This window comes from Collimonas sp. GW821-FHT07E08 (assembly GCF_059418905.1).
In genome coordinates, this window is the sequence record NZ_JBWKQR010000004.1 from 1 (window position 1) to 19146 (window position 19146).

General features: G+C 62.3%; 17 protein-coding genes. 12 read left to right on the top strand and 5 right to left on the bottom strand.

The window, feature by feature from the left end; genetic code table 11:
- From AC07RZ_RS06025 to AC07RZ_RS06070, 10 genes are all read left to right on the top strand, one after another.
- On the top strand, window positions 1-237 hold a 237-nt coding region (locus AC07RZ_RS06025; protein ID WP_494667278.1), incomplete at its 5' end, for an ExbD/TolR family protein.
- 174 nt (window positions 238-411) lie between these two features.
- The gene (locus tag AC07RZ_RS06030) at window positions 412-1317 is read left to right on the top strand and encodes a glucosamine kinase nucleotide-binding domain-containing protein (protein WP_494667279.1); all 906 of its coding nucleotides are present in this window, start codon (window positions 412-414) and stop codon (window positions 1315-1317) included.
- Entirely contained in the window at window positions 1311-2045 is a 735-nt protein-coding gene (locus AC07RZ_RS06035; RefSeq protein WP_014006962.1) for a GntR family transcriptional regulator, read from the top strand. Before AC07RZ_RS06030 ends, AC07RZ_RS06035 begins: the two co-directional genes overlap by 7 nt.
- On the top strand, window positions 2042-3208 hold the full coding sequence (gene nagA, locus AC07RZ_RS06040; RefSeq protein ID WP_494667280.1) for an N-acetylglucosamine-6-phosphate deacetylase: 1167 nt from the start codon (window positions 2042-2044) through the stop codon (window positions 3206-3208). Before AC07RZ_RS06035 ends, nagA begins: the two co-directional genes overlap by 4 nt.
- A gap of 7 nt (window positions 3209-3215) precedes the next feature.
- Complete coding sequence (locus tag AC07RZ_RS06045) at window positions 3216-4226, top strand: SIS domain-containing protein (RefSeq protein WP_144738642.1); 1011 nt, start codon at window positions 3216-3218, stop codon at window positions 4224-4226.
- Window positions 4227-4298: 72 nt separating this feature from the next.
- Window positions 4299-5849, top strand: a complete 1551-nt coding sequence (locus tag AC07RZ_RS06050; RefSeq protein WP_494667281.1) for a glycoside hydrolase family 3 N-terminal domain-containing protein — start codon at window positions 4299-4301, stop codon at window positions 5847-5849.
- A 1-nt stretch (window position 5850) separates the two neighbouring features.
- Window positions 5851-7161, top strand: a complete 1311-nt coding sequence (locus AC07RZ_RS06055; RefSeq protein ID WP_494667282.1) for an MFS transporter — start codon at window positions 5851-5853, stop codon at window positions 7159-7161.
- A gap of 15 nt (window positions 7162-7176) precedes the next feature.
- Window positions 7177-8079: a glycoside hydrolase family 16 protein gene (locus AC07RZ_RS06060; RefSeq protein WP_494667283.1), complete on the top strand. Its 903-nt coding sequence runs from the start codon at window positions 7177-7179 to the stop codon at window positions 8077-8079.
- 14 nt (window positions 8080-8093) lie between these two features.
- On the top strand, window positions 8094-9257 hold the full coding sequence (locus AC07RZ_RS06065) for a glycoside hydrolase family 18 protein (protein WP_494667284.1): 1164 nt from the start codon (window positions 8094-8096) through the stop codon (window positions 9255-9257).
- Window positions 9258-9390: 133 nt separating this feature from the next.
- Window positions 9391-9720 carry a hypothetical protein gene (locus AC07RZ_RS06070; protein ID WP_144738638.1) on the top strand — a complete coding sequence of 110 codons (330 nt, stop codon included), beginning with the start codon at window positions 9391-9393 and terminating at the stop codon, window positions 9718-9720.
- 123 nt (window positions 9721-9843) lie between these two features.
- On the opposite strand, the gene AC07RZ_RS06075 is transcribed toward AC07RZ_RS06070, so the two are convergent.
- Together AC07RZ_RS06075 and AC07RZ_RS06080 are read right to left on the bottom strand one after the other, a co-directional pair.
- A complete protein-coding gene (locus AC07RZ_RS06075) occupies window positions 9844-11115 on the bottom strand; it encodes a glycosyl hydrolase family 18 protein (RefSeq protein ID WP_494667285.1) in 1272 nt (423 codons plus the stop codon).
- A gap of 264 nt (window positions 11116-11379) precedes the next feature.
- A complete protein-coding gene (locus tag AC07RZ_RS06080; RefSeq protein WP_494667286.1) occupies window positions 11380-11757 on the bottom strand; it encodes a hypothetical protein in 378 nt (125 codons plus the stop codon).
- Here AC07RZ_RS06080 and bcaP point away from each other — a divergent pair.
- On the top strand, window positions 11756-13159 hold the full coding sequence (bcaP, locus tag AC07RZ_RS06085; protein ID WP_494667287.1) for a branched-chain amino acid transporter BcaP: 1404 nt from the start codon (window positions 11756-11758) through the stop codon (window positions 13157-13159). The genes AC07RZ_RS06080 and bcaP overlap by 2 nt on opposite strands.
- 631 nt (window positions 13160-13790) lie before the next feature.
- On the opposite strand, the gene AC07RZ_RS06090 is transcribed toward bcaP, so the two are convergent.
- The 3 genes from AC07RZ_RS06090 to argA form a co-directional block, all read right to left on the bottom strand.
- The gene (locus AC07RZ_RS06090; RefSeq protein WP_494667288.1) at window positions 13791-16553 is read right to left on the bottom strand and encodes a M16 family metallopeptidase; all 2763 of its coding nucleotides are present in this window, start codon (window positions 16551-16553) and stop codon (window positions 13791-13793) included.
- Window positions 16554-16750: 197 nt separating this feature from the next.
- Window positions 16751-17023 carry an oxidative damage protection protein gene (locus AC07RZ_RS06095; RefSeq protein WP_038487255.1) on the bottom strand — a complete coding sequence of 91 codons (273 nt, stop codon included), beginning with the start codon at window positions 17021-17023 and terminating at the stop codon, window positions 16751-16753.
- Window positions 17024-17145: 122 nt separating this feature from the next.
- On the bottom strand, window positions 17146-18456 hold the full coding sequence (gene argA, locus AC07RZ_RS06100) for an amino-acid N-acetyltransferase (protein WP_092393506.1): 1311 nt from the start codon (window positions 18454-18456) through the stop codon (window positions 17146-17148).
- Between the two features lie 173 nt (window positions 18457-18629).
- On the opposite strand from argA, the gene AC07RZ_RS06105 reads away from it, so the two are divergent.
- A complete protein-coding gene (locus tag AC07RZ_RS06105; RefSeq protein ID WP_494667289.1) occupies window positions 18630-19139 on the top strand; it encodes a hypothetical protein in 510 nt (169 codons plus the stop codon).
- The last annotated feature ends 7 nt before the right edge of the window (window positions 19140-19146 follow it).

Here is a 19146-nt window from a genome sequence, read left to right on the forward strand (position 1 = left end):
GACACGGTGGATATCGATCCGACAGGAACCGTGATGTGGAACGGCACGCCGATGGCGAACCGTGCGGAACTGGAAGACCGCTTGAAGACGGTGGTCGCGGGCGGCAATATCGATGAAGTGCACCTGCGGCCGAACAAGCTGGTGGAGTACAAGTCGGTGGCCGCCGTGATGGCGTCGGCGCAGCGGCTGGGCGTCACCAAGATCGGCATCGTCGGCAATGAGCAGTTCATGGAATAGCGGATAGTATCTTTTTGACCAGAAAATGCCTGGCTGAAGGGCCTGTCCGGTGGATTTGCCGATACCACTTAATGACCGATTGACAGCCGCTTTCTGTCCTCATACAGTAAATCCAGTTTGTTAGCGCTAATAAGAACAATGCCAGTGGCAGATGAAAGCGACGGATGCAACAACATGATTGAATACCTGATCGGTGTCGATGGCGGTGGAACCGGCACTCGCGTGCGCCTGGCGCGTAATGACGGCGCGCCGCTGGCGCTTGGCAGCGGCGGGCCTTCCGGGCTGATGCATGGCGTGGAACAAGCCTGGTCGGCCGTGCTGGAAACGCTCAACGCGGCATTTGCGAGCGCGGGCCTGGTGCGGCCGGCGCTGGAAAAAATGGCCATCGGCCTGGGGCTGGCAGGCGTCAACAACAAGCAGTGGGCCGCCGATTTTGCGGCAAGGAATCCGGGTTTCGGCGACGCCGTGCTGGAAACCGATGCCTTCACCACCCTGGTCGGCGCCCATCAGGGACGTCCCGGCGTCATCATCGCCATCGGCACCGGCAGCGTCGGTGAAGTACTGACGGCGGACGGCCGGCGGCGCGAAGTCGGCGGCTGGGGTTTCCCTGCCAGCGACGAAGCTGGCGGCGCCTGGATCGGCATGCGCGCCATCACGCATGTCCAGCAGGTGCTGGACGGCCGGGCGCCCGGCAGCGATTTTGCGCGCGCCCTGATCCATTTTTGCGAACGCGGCAGCAACCCCCGTTTCGATAGCCATCGCGACAGCATGTTCGCCTGGCTGGCCGGCGCCAGCCAGACCCGCTACGCCCAGCTGGCGCCGATCGTTGTTAGCCACGCTGGCCGCGAACCGGCGGCGCGCCAGATCATGCTGGCGGCGGGACAGGAAGTCGCCAGGATCGCCGCTGCGCTCGACCCCTCGGGGCAGCTGCCGGTTGCCTTGTGCGGCGGCCTCGCCGCGCATCTGCAAGAGTACCTGCCCGCACAGTTGCTGGCGCTGGTCGTCAAGCCGCACGCCGATGCGGCCGCGGGCGCGCTGCGGTTGATCGATGAAAGATTAAAAGGGAAAAAAACATGCTAGCCCAGATAGAAAAACTCAAGCCGGATGCCGCTAGCGACACGCCTTTATACCTGCAGCTGGTAAACCGGCTGTCAGAACAGATCAACAGCGGCGTCTGGCAGCCGGACGAAGCTTTGCCGTCCGAACGCATCCTCGCCGATTCGCTCGAAATATCCAGGGTCACGGCGCGCAAGGCGATCGATGTATTGTGCGAGCGCGGCATGCTGATCCGCAAGCGCGGTTCCGGCACCTACATCACGCCCAAGCTGGAGCAGCCGCTGTCGCGCCTGACCAATTTCAGCGAAGAGCTGCGCCAGCGCGGTTTCCGGCCCGGTTCGCAATGGCTGCTGCGCGAAACCGGCATCGCCGTCGCCGAAGAAATCCTGGCGCTGGGCTTGTCGCCGAATACCGTGGTGTCGCGCCTGAAGCGCCTGCGCACCGCGGACGACGTGGTGATGGCGATCGAAACCACCACCATCCCGGCGCACTACCTGCCGGATCCGAAAGCGGTGACGGATTCGCTGTATGTCCACCTGGAGACGCTGGGCGTGGCGCCGGTGCGCGCCCTGCAGCACATCCGCGCCATCAACGCCAGCGCCGACCAGGCCAAGCTGGCCGATATCAAGACCGGCGCCGCGATGCTGCACATCACGCGCGTCGGCTACCTGGAAAACGGCACGGCGATCGAGCTGTCGCATTCGTATTGCCGCAGCGACTACTACGACTTCGTCGCGGAGTTGCGTCGATGACGGGTCAACGCCAACCGGGCGGCGACTCAGCAGGCGATCCAGGCGAAGGTTTCAAAGGCGAGCTCAAGGGCAACATATTGACGCCGCAAGGCTGGGTCAGCGGCGTCCTGCGGTTCGACGGCCGCATCATTGCGATTGAAGGCGTGGAGGTCGATCCCGGCAACAACCTTGATCCTTACATCCTGCCCGGCTTCATCGATCTGCATGTGCACGGCGGCGGCGGCAAGGACATCATGGATGGCGGCGACGCGGTCTATGTGATCTCCGCCATCCACGCGCGCCATGGCACCACCAGCATGCTGGCCACCACCATGACGTCGCCGCTGAGCGACCTGGAGCAGGCGCTGGAAGCCTGCGGCCATGCCTGCCGCCAGCGCCGCGCCGGCACCGCGCGGGTGCTCGGCGTGCACCTGGAGGGGCCGTACATCAACCCCGGCAAGCTCGGCGCCCAGCCCGATTTCGCCCAGGAAGCGACCCTGCAGAAAGTGGCGCGCCTGAGCGCCATGGCGCCGGTCAAGCTGATCACGGTGGCGCCCGAGATCGCCGGCCACCTCGAGGTAGTGCGCACCCTCAGCGAATCCGGCATGCGGGTGCAGATCGGCCATACCTTGGGCAGTTATGAAGAGGGCGTGCAAGCGCTGGAGCACGGCGCTTCCGGCTTCACCCACCTGTTCAACGCCATGACCGGCTTCCAGGCGCGGGCGCCCGGCATGGTGGGCGCGGCGCTGGCGCACGCCCGCTATTCGGAACTGATTCCCGACTTGCTGCATGTGCATCCCGGCGCCATCAAGGCAGCCTTGCGCGCCATTCCCCGGCTGTATTGCGTGACCGATTCGACCGCCGCCACCGGCATGCCGGACGGCGATTACATGCTGGGCCGCCAGCAAGTCCACAAATGCATGGGCGGCGTGCGGCTGGCCGACGGCACCCTGGCCGGCAGCACGCTGACCATGGACCAGGCCTTGCGCAACCTGGTCGGGCTCGGGCTCAGCCTGGACGACGCATCGCACCGGGTATCGACTTATGCCGCGGACCATCTCGGCCTGGAGCAGCGCGGCCGGCTGGCGAACGGCTGCCATGCCGACCTGGTGGTGCTGGACCGGCAACTCAACTTAACCGCGGTTTATGTAGAAGGGGAACAGATTGATCTCACAGAAGTTTAGTTCGCTCATGTTGCAGGAAGCGTGTTCCGCGGCGGAACATGTGGCCCTGCAATTGCAGCGCGACACAGGCAGCTATGCGGCGCTCGGCGCCCGGCTGCGCAGCGCGCAGCCGGCCAACGTGCTGACTGTCGCCCGCGGCAGTTCCGACCATGCAGCGAACTATTGCGCTTACCTGATCATGGCGCGCCTTGGCCGCATCGTGGCTTCGTTGCCGATGTCGCTGGTGACGCTGTACAAATCGCCGCTGCTGACGCGCGATGCGCTGGCCATCGCCATTTCGCAGTCGGGCCAGAGCCCGGACGTGATCGAACCTATCCGTTATTTCCGCGAAGGCGGCGCCACCACCGTCGCGCTGGTTAACGATGCCGCTTCGCCGCTGGCCAACAGCGCTGAATGGTGCTTGCCGCTGCATGCGGGACCTGAGCTGAGCGTGGCGGCGACCAAGAGTTTCATCACCAGCCTGACCGCGGCGGCGCGCCTGGTGGCGCACTGGCAAGGTGACGCCGAATTCCTGGCGCAGATCGAGGCCCTGCCGGCTGCGCTGCAGCTGGCCGCCGAAACCGACTGGTCGGCCGCCATCGAAGTCCTGGCGCCGGCTTCGCGCATCATGGTGGTCGGGCGCGGCACCAGCTTTCCGGTGGCGCTCGAAGCTGCCCTCAAGTTCAAGGAAACCTCGGTGCTGCAAGCCGAAGCGTTCAGCGGCGCCGAGATCAAGCACGGCCCGATGGCCTTGATCAATGAAGGTTATCCCTTGCTGATTTTTGCCACGCGCGGACCGGCCCAGGCCGGCCTGGTCAAGCTGGCCGAAGAAATGCGCGGACGCGGCGCGCGCGTATTGCTGGCGGCGCCGGCCGATGTCAGCGAACGCGACCTGACCTTGCCGCTGGCGCCGACGCCGGACCTGGACCCGATCGTGGCGATCCAGGCTTTCTATGTCATGGCAGCCGAGCTGTCCATCGCCCGCGGCCTTGATCCCGACCGGCCGCGCCATCTGAGCAAAGTGACCAAGACCAACTAATCGATTGAATTTAAGCGACTGAATTTAAGCGGCTGAAACCGCGCAGCCGCGCCGCACAGATGGAGCAGCACTATGAGCAGCACCGATAGCAAATTCGATCCCCAAGACAGGCTGAGCGCGGCGCGCCGCATCGCCGGGCAACTGATCATGATCCGCATGCCGGGCACGGTGCTGGATGAGGACACCGCGCAATTCTTGCGTGACAACCATATCCGCGCGGTCTGCCTGTTCCGCCAGAACATGGTGAACGCCGGACAGCTGAGCAAGCTGACCGCTGACTTGCGGGCAATAATGGGACCGAATGCATTGATCGGCATCGACCAGGAAGGCGGCGCCGTGGTGCGCGCTACCTGGCTGCCGGCGCCGCCGGCGGCGATGGCGCTGGGAGCGGTCGACGATGTGGCGCTGGCGCGTGCTGTCGGCGCCGCTGTCGCGCGCGGCATCAAGTCGCTCGGTTTCAACTGGAATTTCGCGCCGGTGCTGGACCTCAACAATAATCCAGCCAATCCGGTCATCGGCGAGCGTTCTTTCGGCGCCGATCCGCAACGCGCCACCGAGCTGGCGCTGGCATGGATGGAAGGCAGCCTGGAAGAGGGCGTGGCTTGCTGCGTCAAGCATTTCCCCGGGCATGGCGATACGCACGTCGACTCCCACCGCGACCTGCCGACGGTAGCCAAGCCGCGCAGCGCGCTGGACCTGCTGGAGCTGGCGCCGTTCAAGGCGGCACGGCGGGCGCCGGCCATGATGAGCGCGCACATCGTCTATCCGGCGCTGGACCCTGAATATCCGGCGACCTTGTCGCACAAGATCCTGACCGGCCTGCTGCGCACCGAATGGGATTACCGCGGCGTCGTCATTACCGACGGCATGGACATGCACGCGATCGCCGGCCGTTATGGCGTCGGCAATGCGGCCGTGCGCGCTTTGGCGGCGGGCGCAGACATGGTCATGGCGCTGGGCAACCGCCGCACGCAGGAGGAAACCCTGGTGTCTCTGACGATGGCGCTGGCTACCGCCGATGACCGCGGCGAGCTTGGCAGCGCCGCACTGGCCGCCAGGCTGGGACGTTTGGACCGCCTGGCCGCAGCTTATCCCTGCGCAGCCGGTTCCTACCTCACTGAATCCGCCGATGAACGGCTGATGGCCGACGCCTGGCGCCGCGCCCTGACCGTGGCCGGCCAGCCGCAGCGCTTGGCCGACGGCGCAAAAATCCGCCTGGTGGCCTGCGCCGACGCCGCCGGCGACGGCGTCGCCGAAGCGGGCCTGCCGGCCGAGGCGGTGGCTGCCTTGCTGGCGCGCCGCTACGACGTCGACCTGGTGACTTTCGACGACGAGGACAGCCTCGACTGGGCCGCCTTGCCGGCCGACGGCAGGATCGTGATCCTGGCCTCGACCACGCGTTTGCGTTATGGCGAAAACGCCAGCAAGAACTGGCGTCCCGACCTGCACCTGGTGCTGTGGAATCCGTTCCAGATACTGGATATCGCAGCGCCGGCGCTGATCACCTACGGCTTTGCCGCGGCGGCGCTGGAAGCAGTCGCCGGCTGGCTGGCGGGCAACCTCGACGCACACGGCAAGATGCCGGTGCCGGTAACCAGCAACCCTACCCACGGCGATCGCTGACATGAGCATCCAGGAGAAACCCGAGCACCATCCCGCACTCTGGGTGCCGACGCTGTATTTCGCCGAGGGCCTGCCGTATTTTGTGGTGGCGACCATCGCCGGCCTGATGTACAAGAGCATGGGCATGGCCAACGACCAGATCGCGCTGTGGACCGGCATGCTGGGTTTCGTCTGGGTCTTCAAGCCGCTCTGGAGTCCGTTCCTGGAAGCGGCGCGCAGCAAGAAATCGATCGTGCTGCTGTTCCAGTTTTTTGGCGGCGCCAGCCTCGGGCTGGTGGCGCTGGCGCTGCACCTGCCGGATTATTTTGCGGTCAGCATCGCCTTGCTGGGACTGGTGGCGATTGCCTCCGCAACCCATGACATCGCGGCCGACGGCTTGTATATCGCCAGCCTGAGTTCGACCCAGCAGGCCACCTACGCCGGCTGGCAGGGCGGCTTCTATAATGTCGCGCGGTTTTTCTCGCTGGGCGGCTTGGTGGTGCTGGCGGGCTATTTCGAGAAACGCATGGCGGTGGCGCAAGCCTGGAGCCTGATTTTCGGCATGCTGGGGCTGAGCATGCTGCTGCTGGCTATCTATCATTTGTGGGCCTTGCCGGCCGGCCGCAATGTGGCCCGTCCTGCCGATGGCAAGGGTGCGATGAGAGGCGTCTGGCTCACCCTGCGCGACGTGATCATCGATTTTTTCCGGAAACCGGGCATCTGGCTGGCGATCGCCTTCATCATCCTGTTCCGCGCCGGCGAAGGCCAGATCACCACCATCGGCCCGCTGTTCCTGCGTGCCGCGCGCGCTGAAGGCGGACTGGGGCTGGCGACGGCGGAAGTCGGCGCCGTGTACGGCACGCTGGCGACCGTGGCGTTCATTGCCGGCAGCCTGCTGGGCGGTTATTTCACGGCCTGGCGCGGCCTGCGGCGCAGCATGTTTTTCCTGATCCTGGCGATGAACTTGCCGAACCTCGCTTATTTTTTCCTGAGCACCGCCATGCCTAGCAGCCTGGGGGTAATCGGCGCCGCCCTGAGCCTTGAAATGTTCGGCTACGGTTTCGGTTTCGTCGGGCTGATCCTGTTCATCATGCAGGAAGTCGCGGTCGGCAAATACCAGATGGCGCACTACGCGCTCGGCACCGGCATCATGCAGCTGGGCTACGTGCTGTTCAAGATGGTCAGCGGCGCGGTCCAGGGTGCGCTCGGTTACCAGCATTTCTTCCTGTGGGTGCTGGTTTCCGCGATACCGGTCTTGCTGTTGTCGCGCATCGTGCCGATCGGACGCCATGAGCGTGCTGCCGAAGCGGACGCGCAGCCGGCGGCGGTCTGAGCGATGCGGCATTTTTTGCGATACCCTTTGGCCCTGGCGTCATTGCTGGCAGCGGCCAACGCCATGGCTGCCGGCACGGCCGGCATGTTCTTCGATGACTTTCACTACGCCGATACCGCCGCGTTGACCGCGGGCGGCTGGAAGATCCGCGACCAGCAAGGCCATCCCGGCATCGCGCATGGGCAGTGGGGGCCGGGCACCATCAGCCTGGTCGACGATCCGCAAGCCGGCGGCCAGCGGCTGCTGCGCCTGAGCGCGCGCACCGACGGCACGGCTGAAGGCACTTACCAGGCGCAGCTTTGCCACCAGCGTAAATATTTCGAAGGCACTTACGCCGCCCGCATCCGGTTTACCGATGCGCCGCTGCAAGGACCCGGCGGCGACCTGGTGGTCGAATCCTTTTACACCTCCAGCCCGCTCAAGCACGATTTCGATCCGCAGTACAGCGAGCTGGACTGGGAGTACCTGCCCAACGGCGGCTGGGGCAATCCGCACAGCAGGCTGTACAGCGTGTCCTGGCAGACGGTGCAGATGGAACCCTGGAATGCATTCAACCAGGTGCATGAGGAACAGCGCGCGCTGGGCGGCTGGCATACCGTGCTGATGCAAGTGGCGGGCGGCAAGGTCCGTTATTTCCTGGATGGGGTGCAGCTCGACGAGCACGGCGGCCGCAATTACCCGGCGCAGCCGATGTCGATCAATTTCAATTTGTGGTTTTCGCCCAGCGGCGTGCTGCCGGACACCAAGGTTGATCGGCGCTACGAACAGGACCTGGCCTGGGTCATGCACGCCAAGGACCAGCTGCTGTCGCCGGCGCAGGTCGAGGCGGCAGTCGGCGCTTACCGCCGCGGCGGCGTGCACCATGTGGACACGGTCGCAGCCATGGCGCCGCCGTTGCCGTCCAACTGCGATTTTTAGGATAAGCGAGAGACATGATGAAACTGATGCGGTTACCGATGCTGCTGGCAGCGTTGTTGCCAGCCGTGGCCATGGCGGCGCCTTACAAGGTGGTGGCATATTACTTGCCGTCGCAGCAGCGCCAGTACTCGGCGGCGGATATCGACGCCAGCAAGATGACTCACCTGAATTATGCATTCGCGCTGATCAAGGATGGCGAGATCGTCGCCGACCAGTCCTCCGGCACCGACCAGAGCGCGCGTGACTATATCGTGCTGCGCGGCCTCAAAAGCCGCTCTCCCAAGCTGAAGACCTTGATCTCGGTGGGCGGCTGGGCCGGCTCCAAGGAGTTTTCCGACGTGGCGCTGACACCGCAGTCGCGCCGGAAATTCGCCGACAGCGCCGTAGCTTTCCTGCGTAAAAACGGTTTCGACGGCGTCGACATCGATTGGGAATTCCCGGTTGCCGGCGGCGACGCCGCCAACATCATGCGGCCGCAAGACAAGCAGAACTACACGCTGCTGCTGCAAGCGCTGCGCGAGCGCCTCGACAGCGCCGGCAAACAGGAGCGCCGCAGCTACCTGCTGACTGCCGCGATCGGCAATAACCAGGGATTTTTCCAGAATACCGAAATGGCCAAGGTCGCCGCGATCCTCGACTGGGTCAACATCATGACCTACGACTTCAGCGGGTCATGGAGCAAATTCGCCGGCCACGTTGCGCCCCTGTACAACGATCCGGCGCTGGCGCGGCCCGGCGCCGACCCGAAATTCAATGTCAGCAGCACGGTCGAGATGGCCCTGCAGGCTGGCATCCCGGCGCGCAAGCTGGTGCTGGGCATGCCTTTCTACGGCTATAGCTGGAAGCAGTGCGGCGCGCAGCTGCACGGACAGCACCAGGACTGCAACGGCAAGGGCCGCGGCGGCGTCGAGCCGGGGGAACTGGATTTCGCCGACATCAGCGCCACCCTGGTGAACCGCAGCGGCTTTACCCGTTATTGGAACGACGCCGCCAAAGTGCCTTACCTGTTCAACCCGGACACCGGCGAATTCGTCAGCTACGACGATGTCGAATCGATCGACTACAAGATCAAGTACCTGAAGCAGATGGACCTGGGCGGCGCCATGTTCTGGCAGCTGTCCGCGGACCGCGATGCGGTGCTGCTCGATAAAGTGGCGGCGGACCTGCTCAAGCCGTAGCCTTGCTTGCGGATCGTTTCCTGGAAAAGCGCCGTCGTTGGCAGCTGCACGGCTGCATAGTAGAATCGTCCGGGCAGGGTGATCGCATCACCGCAAGCCCAACGCGGCCTATCCTTGAAAGGAATCCAAGACAATGACCAACCAACACATCAGCCACATGACGGCAGCGGCAGTATTGAGCGTGACGCTGGCCGGTTGCGCCGCCGACTCAGGCTCGGCGCCCGCGGTTACGCCCGGACCGCAGGGAACGCCGGGCTCGGCGCAAGGCTGCAAGGCAGATAAAATGGAAGACAGCGCGCTCATCGGCAAAACGGAGAGCGAGGCAACGGCGCTGCTGGCCGGCTGCCGCTGGCGCATCGGCGAGCGCGACGGCGAACAGTTCATGGGCACCATGGACTATTGGGAAGACCGGCGCACGCTGGGCATCGCCAACGGCAAGGTGACCTGGGTCAAGCGCGGTTGATGCATGGTCGAGGATGGCGCGCCTGAGTGCGGCCATCGATAGTCTTCAAGGTTGAAAAAAAGCCCCGTCCAGATCTGGACGGGGCTTTTTGTTTGACGCCGGCTTGAGCCGGCCCTGCTGTGCTTACAGTCCCAGTTTCGAGATGAAGGCGTTGGTGAAGCCCAAGGTGCCTGCCTGGCCATACGTGTTGCAGGTAGGCGATGCCGAGCCTGGCGCGCAATCGCGGTCGCGATCGAAGGACCAGAAGTGGATGCCGCCCAGGCCATTCTGCTGCGCGAAGTTCACCAGCGTCGTGACATCGGCGATGGAGAAGGTTTCGTCGGTGGTGTCGTTGCCGCCGATCATCGGCGTCACTTCGATCTGCTTGTACGGTACGCCGTACTGGTTATGCAGTTCGATTGCCGATTGCACCGCCGATGCACCCATGTCGCAGCCGCCGCTGCTGTTGAGCATGCAGTTGCCGCCGGCCGAGCTGCCGTAGTCCATCGCCATCAGGTTGATGGTGTAGTTGGTCAAGCCGTAAGCCTGGATCGCCTGCATCACTTGCACGCCGTAGTAGCCGAGGCTAGGCGTTACATGGCCGCCCAGCGTCGCCAGCGTGAAGCTGAAACGCAGGTTCGGGTAAGCCGCTTGTGCGTTTTTCACGCGCAGCACCAGGTTGTTGATGTCAGCCGTGCTCTGGCCTGCTTCAATATCGAAATCTATGCCGACCAGGTTGGCCGAATAATAGGTCTGGATAAATTTCTTGAAGTCGGCATCGTTGCCGCAAGTGAAGGAACCTGCAGCGCCGCCGGTGGAAACAATGTACTTCTTGCCGGCGTTGACGAACGATTGCACGTTGGCTGCCGCGAAGGCCGATGCCGATACGCCGCCCCAGTTTTCGCTACCGCAGGCGCCGGTCGCAAAGGCCCAGGTCAGGGTCGTCAGCTTGGCTGGCATGGCGCTCAGCACGGTCTGCGTGCTGCCGGTGACAGCGGTGCTCATCGCATAGGTATTCCAGTTCAGGTTGATGTTGCCATCCTTGTACGGACTGAAAACGAAACCGGCCGGCGTGGTGCCGCCGCCTGGAGGAGGCGGTGGTGGTGGCGGAGGAGGCGGCGGCGTCACGACGCCGCAGCTTTCGACGATGGTCCATGGCTGGCCTGTGCCCGGGCCGCCGTTGTTGGTCGAAGGATTGTTCCCCTGGGTCCACCAGTTGGCTTTGTAGTTGACGCCGTTGTAGCTGACCGTGGCGCCGCCGGTATAGGCCGTGCTGGCGACCCAGGCTGGATAACAGGCTACCGTGGTCGCTGCTTGCGCGCTTGCTGCCATCAGCGGGCTGGCCTCGGCGCTGCCGGTCATGACGGCGCTGCAGGCCAGGGTAAGCATGAGGCCCTGTATGAGTTTCAGTTTCAATTTTCTCTCCTGAGAAGGTTGGTCGGGCAGCGTGGGGAGGCCAGCTGCCGGTAGGCACGGACTTGTTATGCAATGTGAACCAAAACCGAAGCTGTTAAAAAATCACTGCGGATGCCGTTGGACCAGGTTGCCGGAAACAGACGGCATCTCATCCGCCATCTTCATTATTTCCATATGGAAATATCGAATTAAGGGCACTTTAAGATTGCAAAAAGTGGCTGTCAATCTGTATCTAACTGGTATTGCATTAATAAATTTGTGGTCTCATTTTGGTGCGCTCCATATACATCTAATATATTGTTTATATTCATTATTATTGAAATTGTGTAGACTGTTTTTTTGATAAGTGGACTGGTCGCTTTTTTTCGGTCCGAGGCCGGGAAATAGCCGTTTTGCGATAAATCGACTATCGATATGCGGCGGACGGAAGGCGGCGGCAGGGCGGCCGGCCGGGAGTTCTGCCAGAGGAAATCCGTATGCGGGTAAATGTGAACTGCCATGCACGCCTGGCGGTTTTCCGGTTCGGCTAGCGCCACCAAGTATAATTATTGTCTTTTTTGCCATTTCCAGGATTGTCGATAGGAAATTCCCGCTACCGTTTGGCTGGGGTGGCTTTATCGTTTTTGAAGGAGGTTGTTGCATGAGTTTATTTCGTACCAAGGATCTGGATAAGATGATCCATTCCAGCCGCACCAATACCGGCCTGCAGCGCACGCTGGGGGCGATGGACCTGACCTTGCTGGGCGTCGGCGCGATTGTCGGCACCGGCATCTTTGTCCTCACCGGCAGCGGCGCCCTGCTGGCCGGTCCCGGTCTTTCGCTGTCGTTCATCCTGGCCGCGGTCGCCTGCGGTTTCGCTGCGCTGTGCTATGCCGAGTTTTCGTCGACGGTGCCGGTCTCGGGTTCGATCTATACCTATAGCTATGCCACCATGGGCGAAATCGTGGCCTGGATCATCGGTTGGGACCTGATGCTGGAATACGGGCTGGCGACGTCGGCGGTGTCGGTCGGCTGGTCGGGTTACATGCAGTCGCTGCTGTCCGGTTTCGGGATCGCCTTGCCGACTGTGCTGACCGCGGCGCCGGGCGCCGTTCCTGACGTGACCACCTGGTTCAACCTGCCGGCGTTCTGCATCCTGCTGGTGATTACCGGCCTGCTGTCGATCGGCATCCGCGAATCGGCGCGCGCCAACAATGTCATGGTGTTCATCAAGGTGGCGGTGGTGCTGCTGTTCATCGTGGTCGGCGCCGGCCATGTGCAGCCGGCCAACTGGCAGCCTTACCTGCCGTTCGGCTATAACGGCGTGTTCAATGCGGCGGCGATCGTGTTCTTTGCTTTCATCGGGTTCGATGCGGTGACGTCGGCGGCGGAGGAGGTCAAGAATCCGGCGCGCGCGCTGCCGGTGGGGATCATTGCTTCGCTGGGAATCTGCGCGTTGCTGTATGTGGTGGTGGCGGCGATCATGACTGGGATTGTGCCGTTTGCGAAATTCGACGGTGTCGACCATCCGGTTTCGCTGGCGTTGCAGTATGCGGGGGAGAACTGGGTTGCGGGTTTTGTCGACCTTGGAGCGATTATCGGCATGACCACGGTGATCCTGGTGATGACTTACGGCCAGACGCGGATCCTGTTCGCCATGTCGCGCGATGGCTTGCTGCCGAAGAAGCTGTCGAGCATTCATCCGCGTTTTGCTACGCCGTTCTTTACTACCTGGCTGGTGGGGATCGTGTTTGCGTTCATTGCGGCGCTGATTCCTTTGAACATCCTGGCTGAGCTGATCAATATCGGGACCTTGATGGCGTTTTCGCTGATTGCGGTGGCGGTGCTGGTGTTGCGCAGGACGCGGCCTGATTTGCCGCGGGCTTTCCGGTGTCCGGGGGTGCCGTTTGTGCCGTTGGCGGCGATCGGGTTTTGCGTGTTCCTGATGTGTCATCTGCAGGCGGTGACCTGGATGGCGTTCCTGTGCTGGCTGGCGATAGGCTTCGCAATATATTTCGGCTACGCCAGGAAACGTTCGCTGCTGCATCCGCCACAGCAACAGTAGTAGTTAAATGGGGTCGGAGTTTTTTTTCGCGGTTTTTTGCGAAAATTACTCTGACCCCATTTAACGGGCCACAGGGTACGTTCGGCGGCGTTCGACGGCCTTCGTTCGTCGTTACCTAAAACGTTTTCTACTCCGTGGATGCAAGCCGGGGGCGGCCCGGCAGCCGCTCACTTTCTTTTGCTTCGCCAAAAGAAAGTAAGCAAAGAAAAGGCGACCGCAAAGCCGTTGCCCTCCCTCCGGTCGGGTCCCCAAATGAGCCCGCGGTCAGCCGGGTGGGAAGACAAACTCGCCTTCGGCTCAAACATGTCTTCCCACAATTCCCGGCTGACCGCTGTCGGGGACCGGAGGGAAGGCAACGTCCCAATGCGGAATTCAAAAGCAACCCCAACGTCAAAAACAACTTCGACGTCAAAAACAACTTCAACCCCAACTTCAACCCCAACTTCAACGGCAACTTCAACGGCAACTTCAACGGCAACTTCAACGGCAACTTCAACGGCAACTTCAACGGCAACTTCAAAAGCAACTTCAAAAGCAACTTCAAAAGCAACTTCAACACCAAAAAAAAACCGCTGCCGTACTCGCTATCAATTCGGCGAGTGCGGCAGCGGTTTTGTGGGATTGCTAGCTCTTACTGCTTTGCCGCCACGGCAGCATTTGCCTTGGCCTTTGCTTCATCCCGCACAATCACCACGCTGATGCGGGCCGGATCGATGTATTTGCGGAAAGCTGCGTTGACCTGTTCTACCGTCAAGGCGCTGATCTTGCCTTCTACCTGTTTGCTCCAGGCGAAGGTGCGGTCGATGTCCAGCAGCCTGGCCCAGCCGGCGCTGAGGGCGCTGTCTTGGGCGCGGGCGTTCTGGTTTTCCTGCAGGATGCCGGATTGGGCGCGGGCCAGTTCTTCTGCGCTGAAACCTTCCTTCAATGCGCGCGCCAGTTCTTCCTTGACTGCTAGGTCGACCTTGCCCAGGTTTTGCGGGGCGGCGATGGCTTGCACCGAGAACCTGCCGGCGCGGCTGATGGAGCTGATGTCGAGCGACGAACCGATGCCGTAGGACAGGCCTTCTTTCTGGCGCACGCGGTCGATCAGGCGCGATTTCAGGCCGCCGCCGCCGAACAGGTAGTTGGCCACCATCATGGCCGGGTAGTCGGCGTCGTCGTCGCGCATGTCCAGGTTCTGGCGCGCCACGTAGAAGCCGTTTTCCTTGTCCGGCGAGTTGATGGTTTTCTGCAGCGGCGCCACGTCGAAATTCTGGCGGATCACGCGCTGGTAAGGCGCTGCGCTTTTCCAGCCGCCGAATTCGTCCTGGACGACCTTGGTGACGGCGGCGACGTCGAAATCGCCGACGATCGCCAGCTCGCCTTGCGAGGCGCCGTAGAAGTCGTGGTGGAAGGCGCTGACCTCAGCCAGGGGAGTGGCCTGGATCGCCGCGATCTGCTGGTCCACGGTCTGCGCCGCCAGCCAGTGGCCTTGCGGATATTTGTTGAAATGCTGGGCGATGGCCTCGGCGGCCAGCGTATTCGGCTCGTTGCGCGACGCCTCCAGCCCGACCAGGGCTTCCTTGCGCAAGCGTTCGTATTCGGCCGGATCCAGGCGCGGCTGCTTGAGCACGCTGGCGACCAGCTTCAAGGCCGCCGGCAGGTTGCTGCGCGTGGTCTGGAATTGGGTCGGGCTGCCGCTGATCTTCAGCTTGGAAAACTCGTCGGCCAGCTGTTCGCGCGTCAGCGTGGTGGTGCCGCGCATCAGCATGGCGTCCATCAATTCGGAAGCGGTCTTTTTCCCGAACAGGGTTTTTTCATCGCCCCATTGCAGGTTCAGCTTGACCGTGACGGTTTCGCCGCGTGTCTTTTTCGGCAGCAGCGCGAGCTTCAGTCCGCCCACCTGCGAGCGCTGGGTGCGGGCGTCGATATTGGCTTGCGACGGATCGAAAGCTTCGCCGTCGGCGACCGCCTGCTGCGGCTTGTAGTCCTTGAACAGTTCAGGCAGGCCTGGCGCCGCAGGAACGTCGGCGCGCTGCAGCTGGTCTTCCGGCAGGAACAGGCCGACCGTGCGGTTGTCGCGGGTGAAGTAATGCGCCGCCGCTGCCGCTACTTGCGCGGAGGTGACCTTGTTGGAACGGTCGCGGCCCAGGAACAGCAAGCGCCAGTCGCCCAGCGCGATGCTGCCGGACATGGCGACGCCGACTTTCTGCGGATCGTTCAGCAGCTTTTCGAAGCTGTTGGCGTTGTCCAGGCGCACACGCTCCATTTCTTCAGGAGTCGGCGGGACTTTGGCGAATTGTTCTACGCCTTCGATCAAGGCCTGCCGGACCGGTTCGATCGGCTCGCCTTTCTTGACGACTGCCGCGATGATCTCCAGACCCGGTGCATAACCGGTCATTTCATAGTTGAATATGGCGGTAGCCTTGCCGGTTTCCACCAGCGATTTGTGCAGGCGGCCGTTGGGCGTGTCGGCCAGGATCGTGCCGGCGTAGGACAGGGCGTCGCTGTCGGCATGCAGTTCACTCGGAATCTTGTAGGCAACGGCAACGATCTGCACGTCGCCCTGGCGCCGCACGGTGACGCTGCGTTCGCCGTCCTGGGTCGGTTCCACGGTCCAGAAATCGCGCATCTTGCGGGTCGGCTTGGGCAGCTTGCCGAAAGCCTGGCTGACCCAGGCCAGGGTCTTGGCCGGGTCGAACTTGCCGGCGATCAGCAGCACCGCGTTGTCGGGCTGGTAGTAGGTGCGGTAGAAGGCTTGCAGGTTTTCTATCTTGACGTTCTCGATATCGCTGCGGTTGCCGATGGTCGGCTTGCCGTAGTTGTGCCAGTCGTAAGCCACGCCTTGCAGGCGCTTGAACAGGACGCCGTACGGCGAATTTTCGCCTTGTTCGTATTCGTTGCGCACCACCGTCATTTCGCTGTCCAGGTCCTTCCTGGCGATGAACGAATGCAGCATGCGGTCGGCTTCCATGTCGATCGCCCATTTCAGGTTGTCGTCGCCGGCCTGGAAAATTTCATAGTAGTTGGTGCGGTCGAGGTTGGTGGTGCCGTTGAACGACATGCCGCGCTGGCTGAAATCCTTGGGAATCGCAGGGTGGGTTGGGGTGCCCTTGAACATCAGGTGTTCCAGCAGGTGCGCCATGCCGGTTTCGCCATAGTTCTCGAAACGCGAACCGACCAGGTAAGTCATGTTGACGGTTACCGTGGGCTTGGAGGCGTCGGGGAACAGCAAGACCTTGAAGCCGTTGGCAAACCGGTATTCGGTGATGCCTTCGGCGGACGGGCCTTGGGTCACGCCGGCCGGCAGCGCGGTCGCGGCCTCGGCGATGCCGGTGAAGCCGATGCCGCAGGCAGCGGCCAGCACATAAGACAGCAAGCGGTTGGACCAGGAACGTTTACGGAATAGATGCATGAAATTTCCGATCTGTGGAGAAAAGAATGGACGAAAAAGCGGACGAAAAAGCGCGCATATCCGGCGAAGGATAGTCACTTGGATCTGGTGTGGGGCAACAGCGCATGGGCCGCGACAGGATGCTACCTCCGGACAAATCAATCTTGCTTATTTTGCCACAGAGGTAGAGGGGAAGAGAGATATTCTGGAGAGGCAGCTTATTCGGTCGGCGGCACGTAGCCGGTAGCGGCATCGGCGCCGTCGCCGAAGAAATGCTTTTCCATCTGCGCCGCCAGGTACTTGCGGGCGCGCACATCGGCCAGGTTCAGGCGGTTCTCATTGACCAGCATGGTCTGGTGCTTGAGCCAGCCGGCCCAGGCTTCTTTCGAGACGCTTTCATAGATGCGCTTGCCCAGTTCGCCTGGATACGGCGGGAAGTCCAGTCCTTCGGCTTCTTTGTCTAGCTTGATGCAATGGATGGTGCGTGCCATGGTTTTTCCTTGTAGATATTGCGGGCCGTGCTGCCACAGGCCCGCTTGTAAGATCGGTTGAATAGGGGATAGTTCGCCGGCGCCTGATCGTGGTTTAGGGAGCTTGATTCAGGGTCCCGGTTTTATAGGGTCTTGATCAATACCAGCGATTTCCGTTGCCAGTTATACATGTGCTGGCGATCCTTGGGCAGGTCGTCGACGGTGGCATGGACGAAGCCGCGCCGCAGGAACCAGTGCGAAGTGCGGGTGGTCAGCACGAACAGCTTGGTGAAGCCGGCAGCGCGGGCCCGGCTTTCCATGTGTTTCAGGATGCGCTCGCCGTCGCCTTGCGCCTGCACTTCCGGATTGACCGTGAGGCAAGCCATTTCCGCCATCTTTTCGGTCGGGAAAGGATACAGGGCAGCGCAGCCGAAGATCACGCCGTCATGCTCGATCACCGAAAAATAGTGGATTTCGCGTTCGATCAGTTCGCGCCCGCGCTTGACCAGGGTGCCGTCGTTTTCCAGCGGTTCGATCAGCTTCAGGATGCCGCCTACGTCTTCAATCGTGGCTTCGCGCAGGCTTTCCAGGTTTTCGTAGGAAATCATGGTGCCCACGCCATCGTGGGTAAACAGTTCCAGCAGGACCGAACCGTCGGTGGCGAACGGCACCACGTGGGCGCGCGGCACGCCGGCGTTACAGGCCTTGATCGCGTGCTGCAGGTAGAAGGCAGAATCGGCCGGCAGGCAGCCGCTGTCCAGCACCGCTTGCGCCTGGTGCGAAGACAGTTCGCGGATTTCGGTCTCGCCGGCGTCTTTCATCAACGGCGTTTCGCTGATGAAAATCAGCTTTTCGGCGCGCAGCGAAATCGCCGCCGCCACCGCCACGTCTTCCATGGTCAGGTTGAACGCTTCGCCGGTCGGCGAGAAACCCAGCGGCGACAGCAGCACCAGGCCGCCGGCGTTGAGGATCGGATGGATGGTGTCGTAGTCGATCTTGCGCACCACGCCGGTCAGCTGCAGGTCGGCGCCGTCGATCACGCCCAGCGGACGGGCAGTGACAAAGTTGCCTGAAATGATACGGATCGCAGCGTGCGCCATCGGCGTGTTGGGCAAGCCCTGGCTGAATGCGGCTTCGATATCCAGGCGCAGTTCGCCGGCGGCTTCCTTGGCGCATTCCAGCGCGGCGGTGTCGGTAATCCGCAAGCCGTTGTGGAAGCGCGCTTCCACGTTGCGCAGCGCCAGCTGTTCTTCGACCTGCGGCCGGGAGCCGTGCACGATCACTACCTTGATGCCGAGCGCATGCAGCAGCGACAGGTCTTGCGCCAGCACCGGCAAGGCGCCGGCGGTGACCAGTTCGCCCGGAAACGCGACCACGAAGGTCTTGCCGCGAAAGGCGTGGATATAGGGCGCGACCGAGCGCAGCCATTGTACGAATTCGTTGGGATTTTCCATTTCGCACATTATATACGTGATAAATGCAGGATAAATACCGGACATCGTATCGGCGGCAGGGATTCCGCGCTTTGCCGGCAGTTTTATTGCCGGCGTAGGGCGGGCGCAACGGGCCGGCCAAGCTTTCAGCGCTGCAAAGCCGCCCGCGGTGCGATAATCCGGCCATGACAAACATGATGACAACACCGTCCATTACCGTGGAATTCGAAGCCGGCGAGGTGCAACAGCTGTTGCAGCACGCCGAAGCGGCCACCGCACACCTGCCCTGCATGGGCGACCAGTTTGTCGCCAGATATTATGCCGGCGGCAAAGTGATCACCAAGAACGACTGGCCGGACATCAGCCAGATCGATGTCGAGAAGATCCCGCCGGCGCTGTTCCTGGTCAACGATTCCTTCCTGATGAGCAATGGCATCGATCCTCTGCAGGCCATCGCCTGCGTATACAAGAACGGCCATGTGGCATCCGAGCAGCAGAACGAAAGCGATGCCTTTGCACTAGGTTCGGAAGAGCTGCCGACCGTGACCCGGATCCTGGCCAGGGATTTTGCCGGCATCGAGACCGCGCAGAAAATCCGCATCACTTTCCAGCACGATCCGCGCAAGGGGCCGCAGGTTTCATTGGAAGTGATCCAGCCAGACGGCGAGGCGGGAGCAGCCCGGATAGTCAACCGCCGTCCTTGAGGACGGC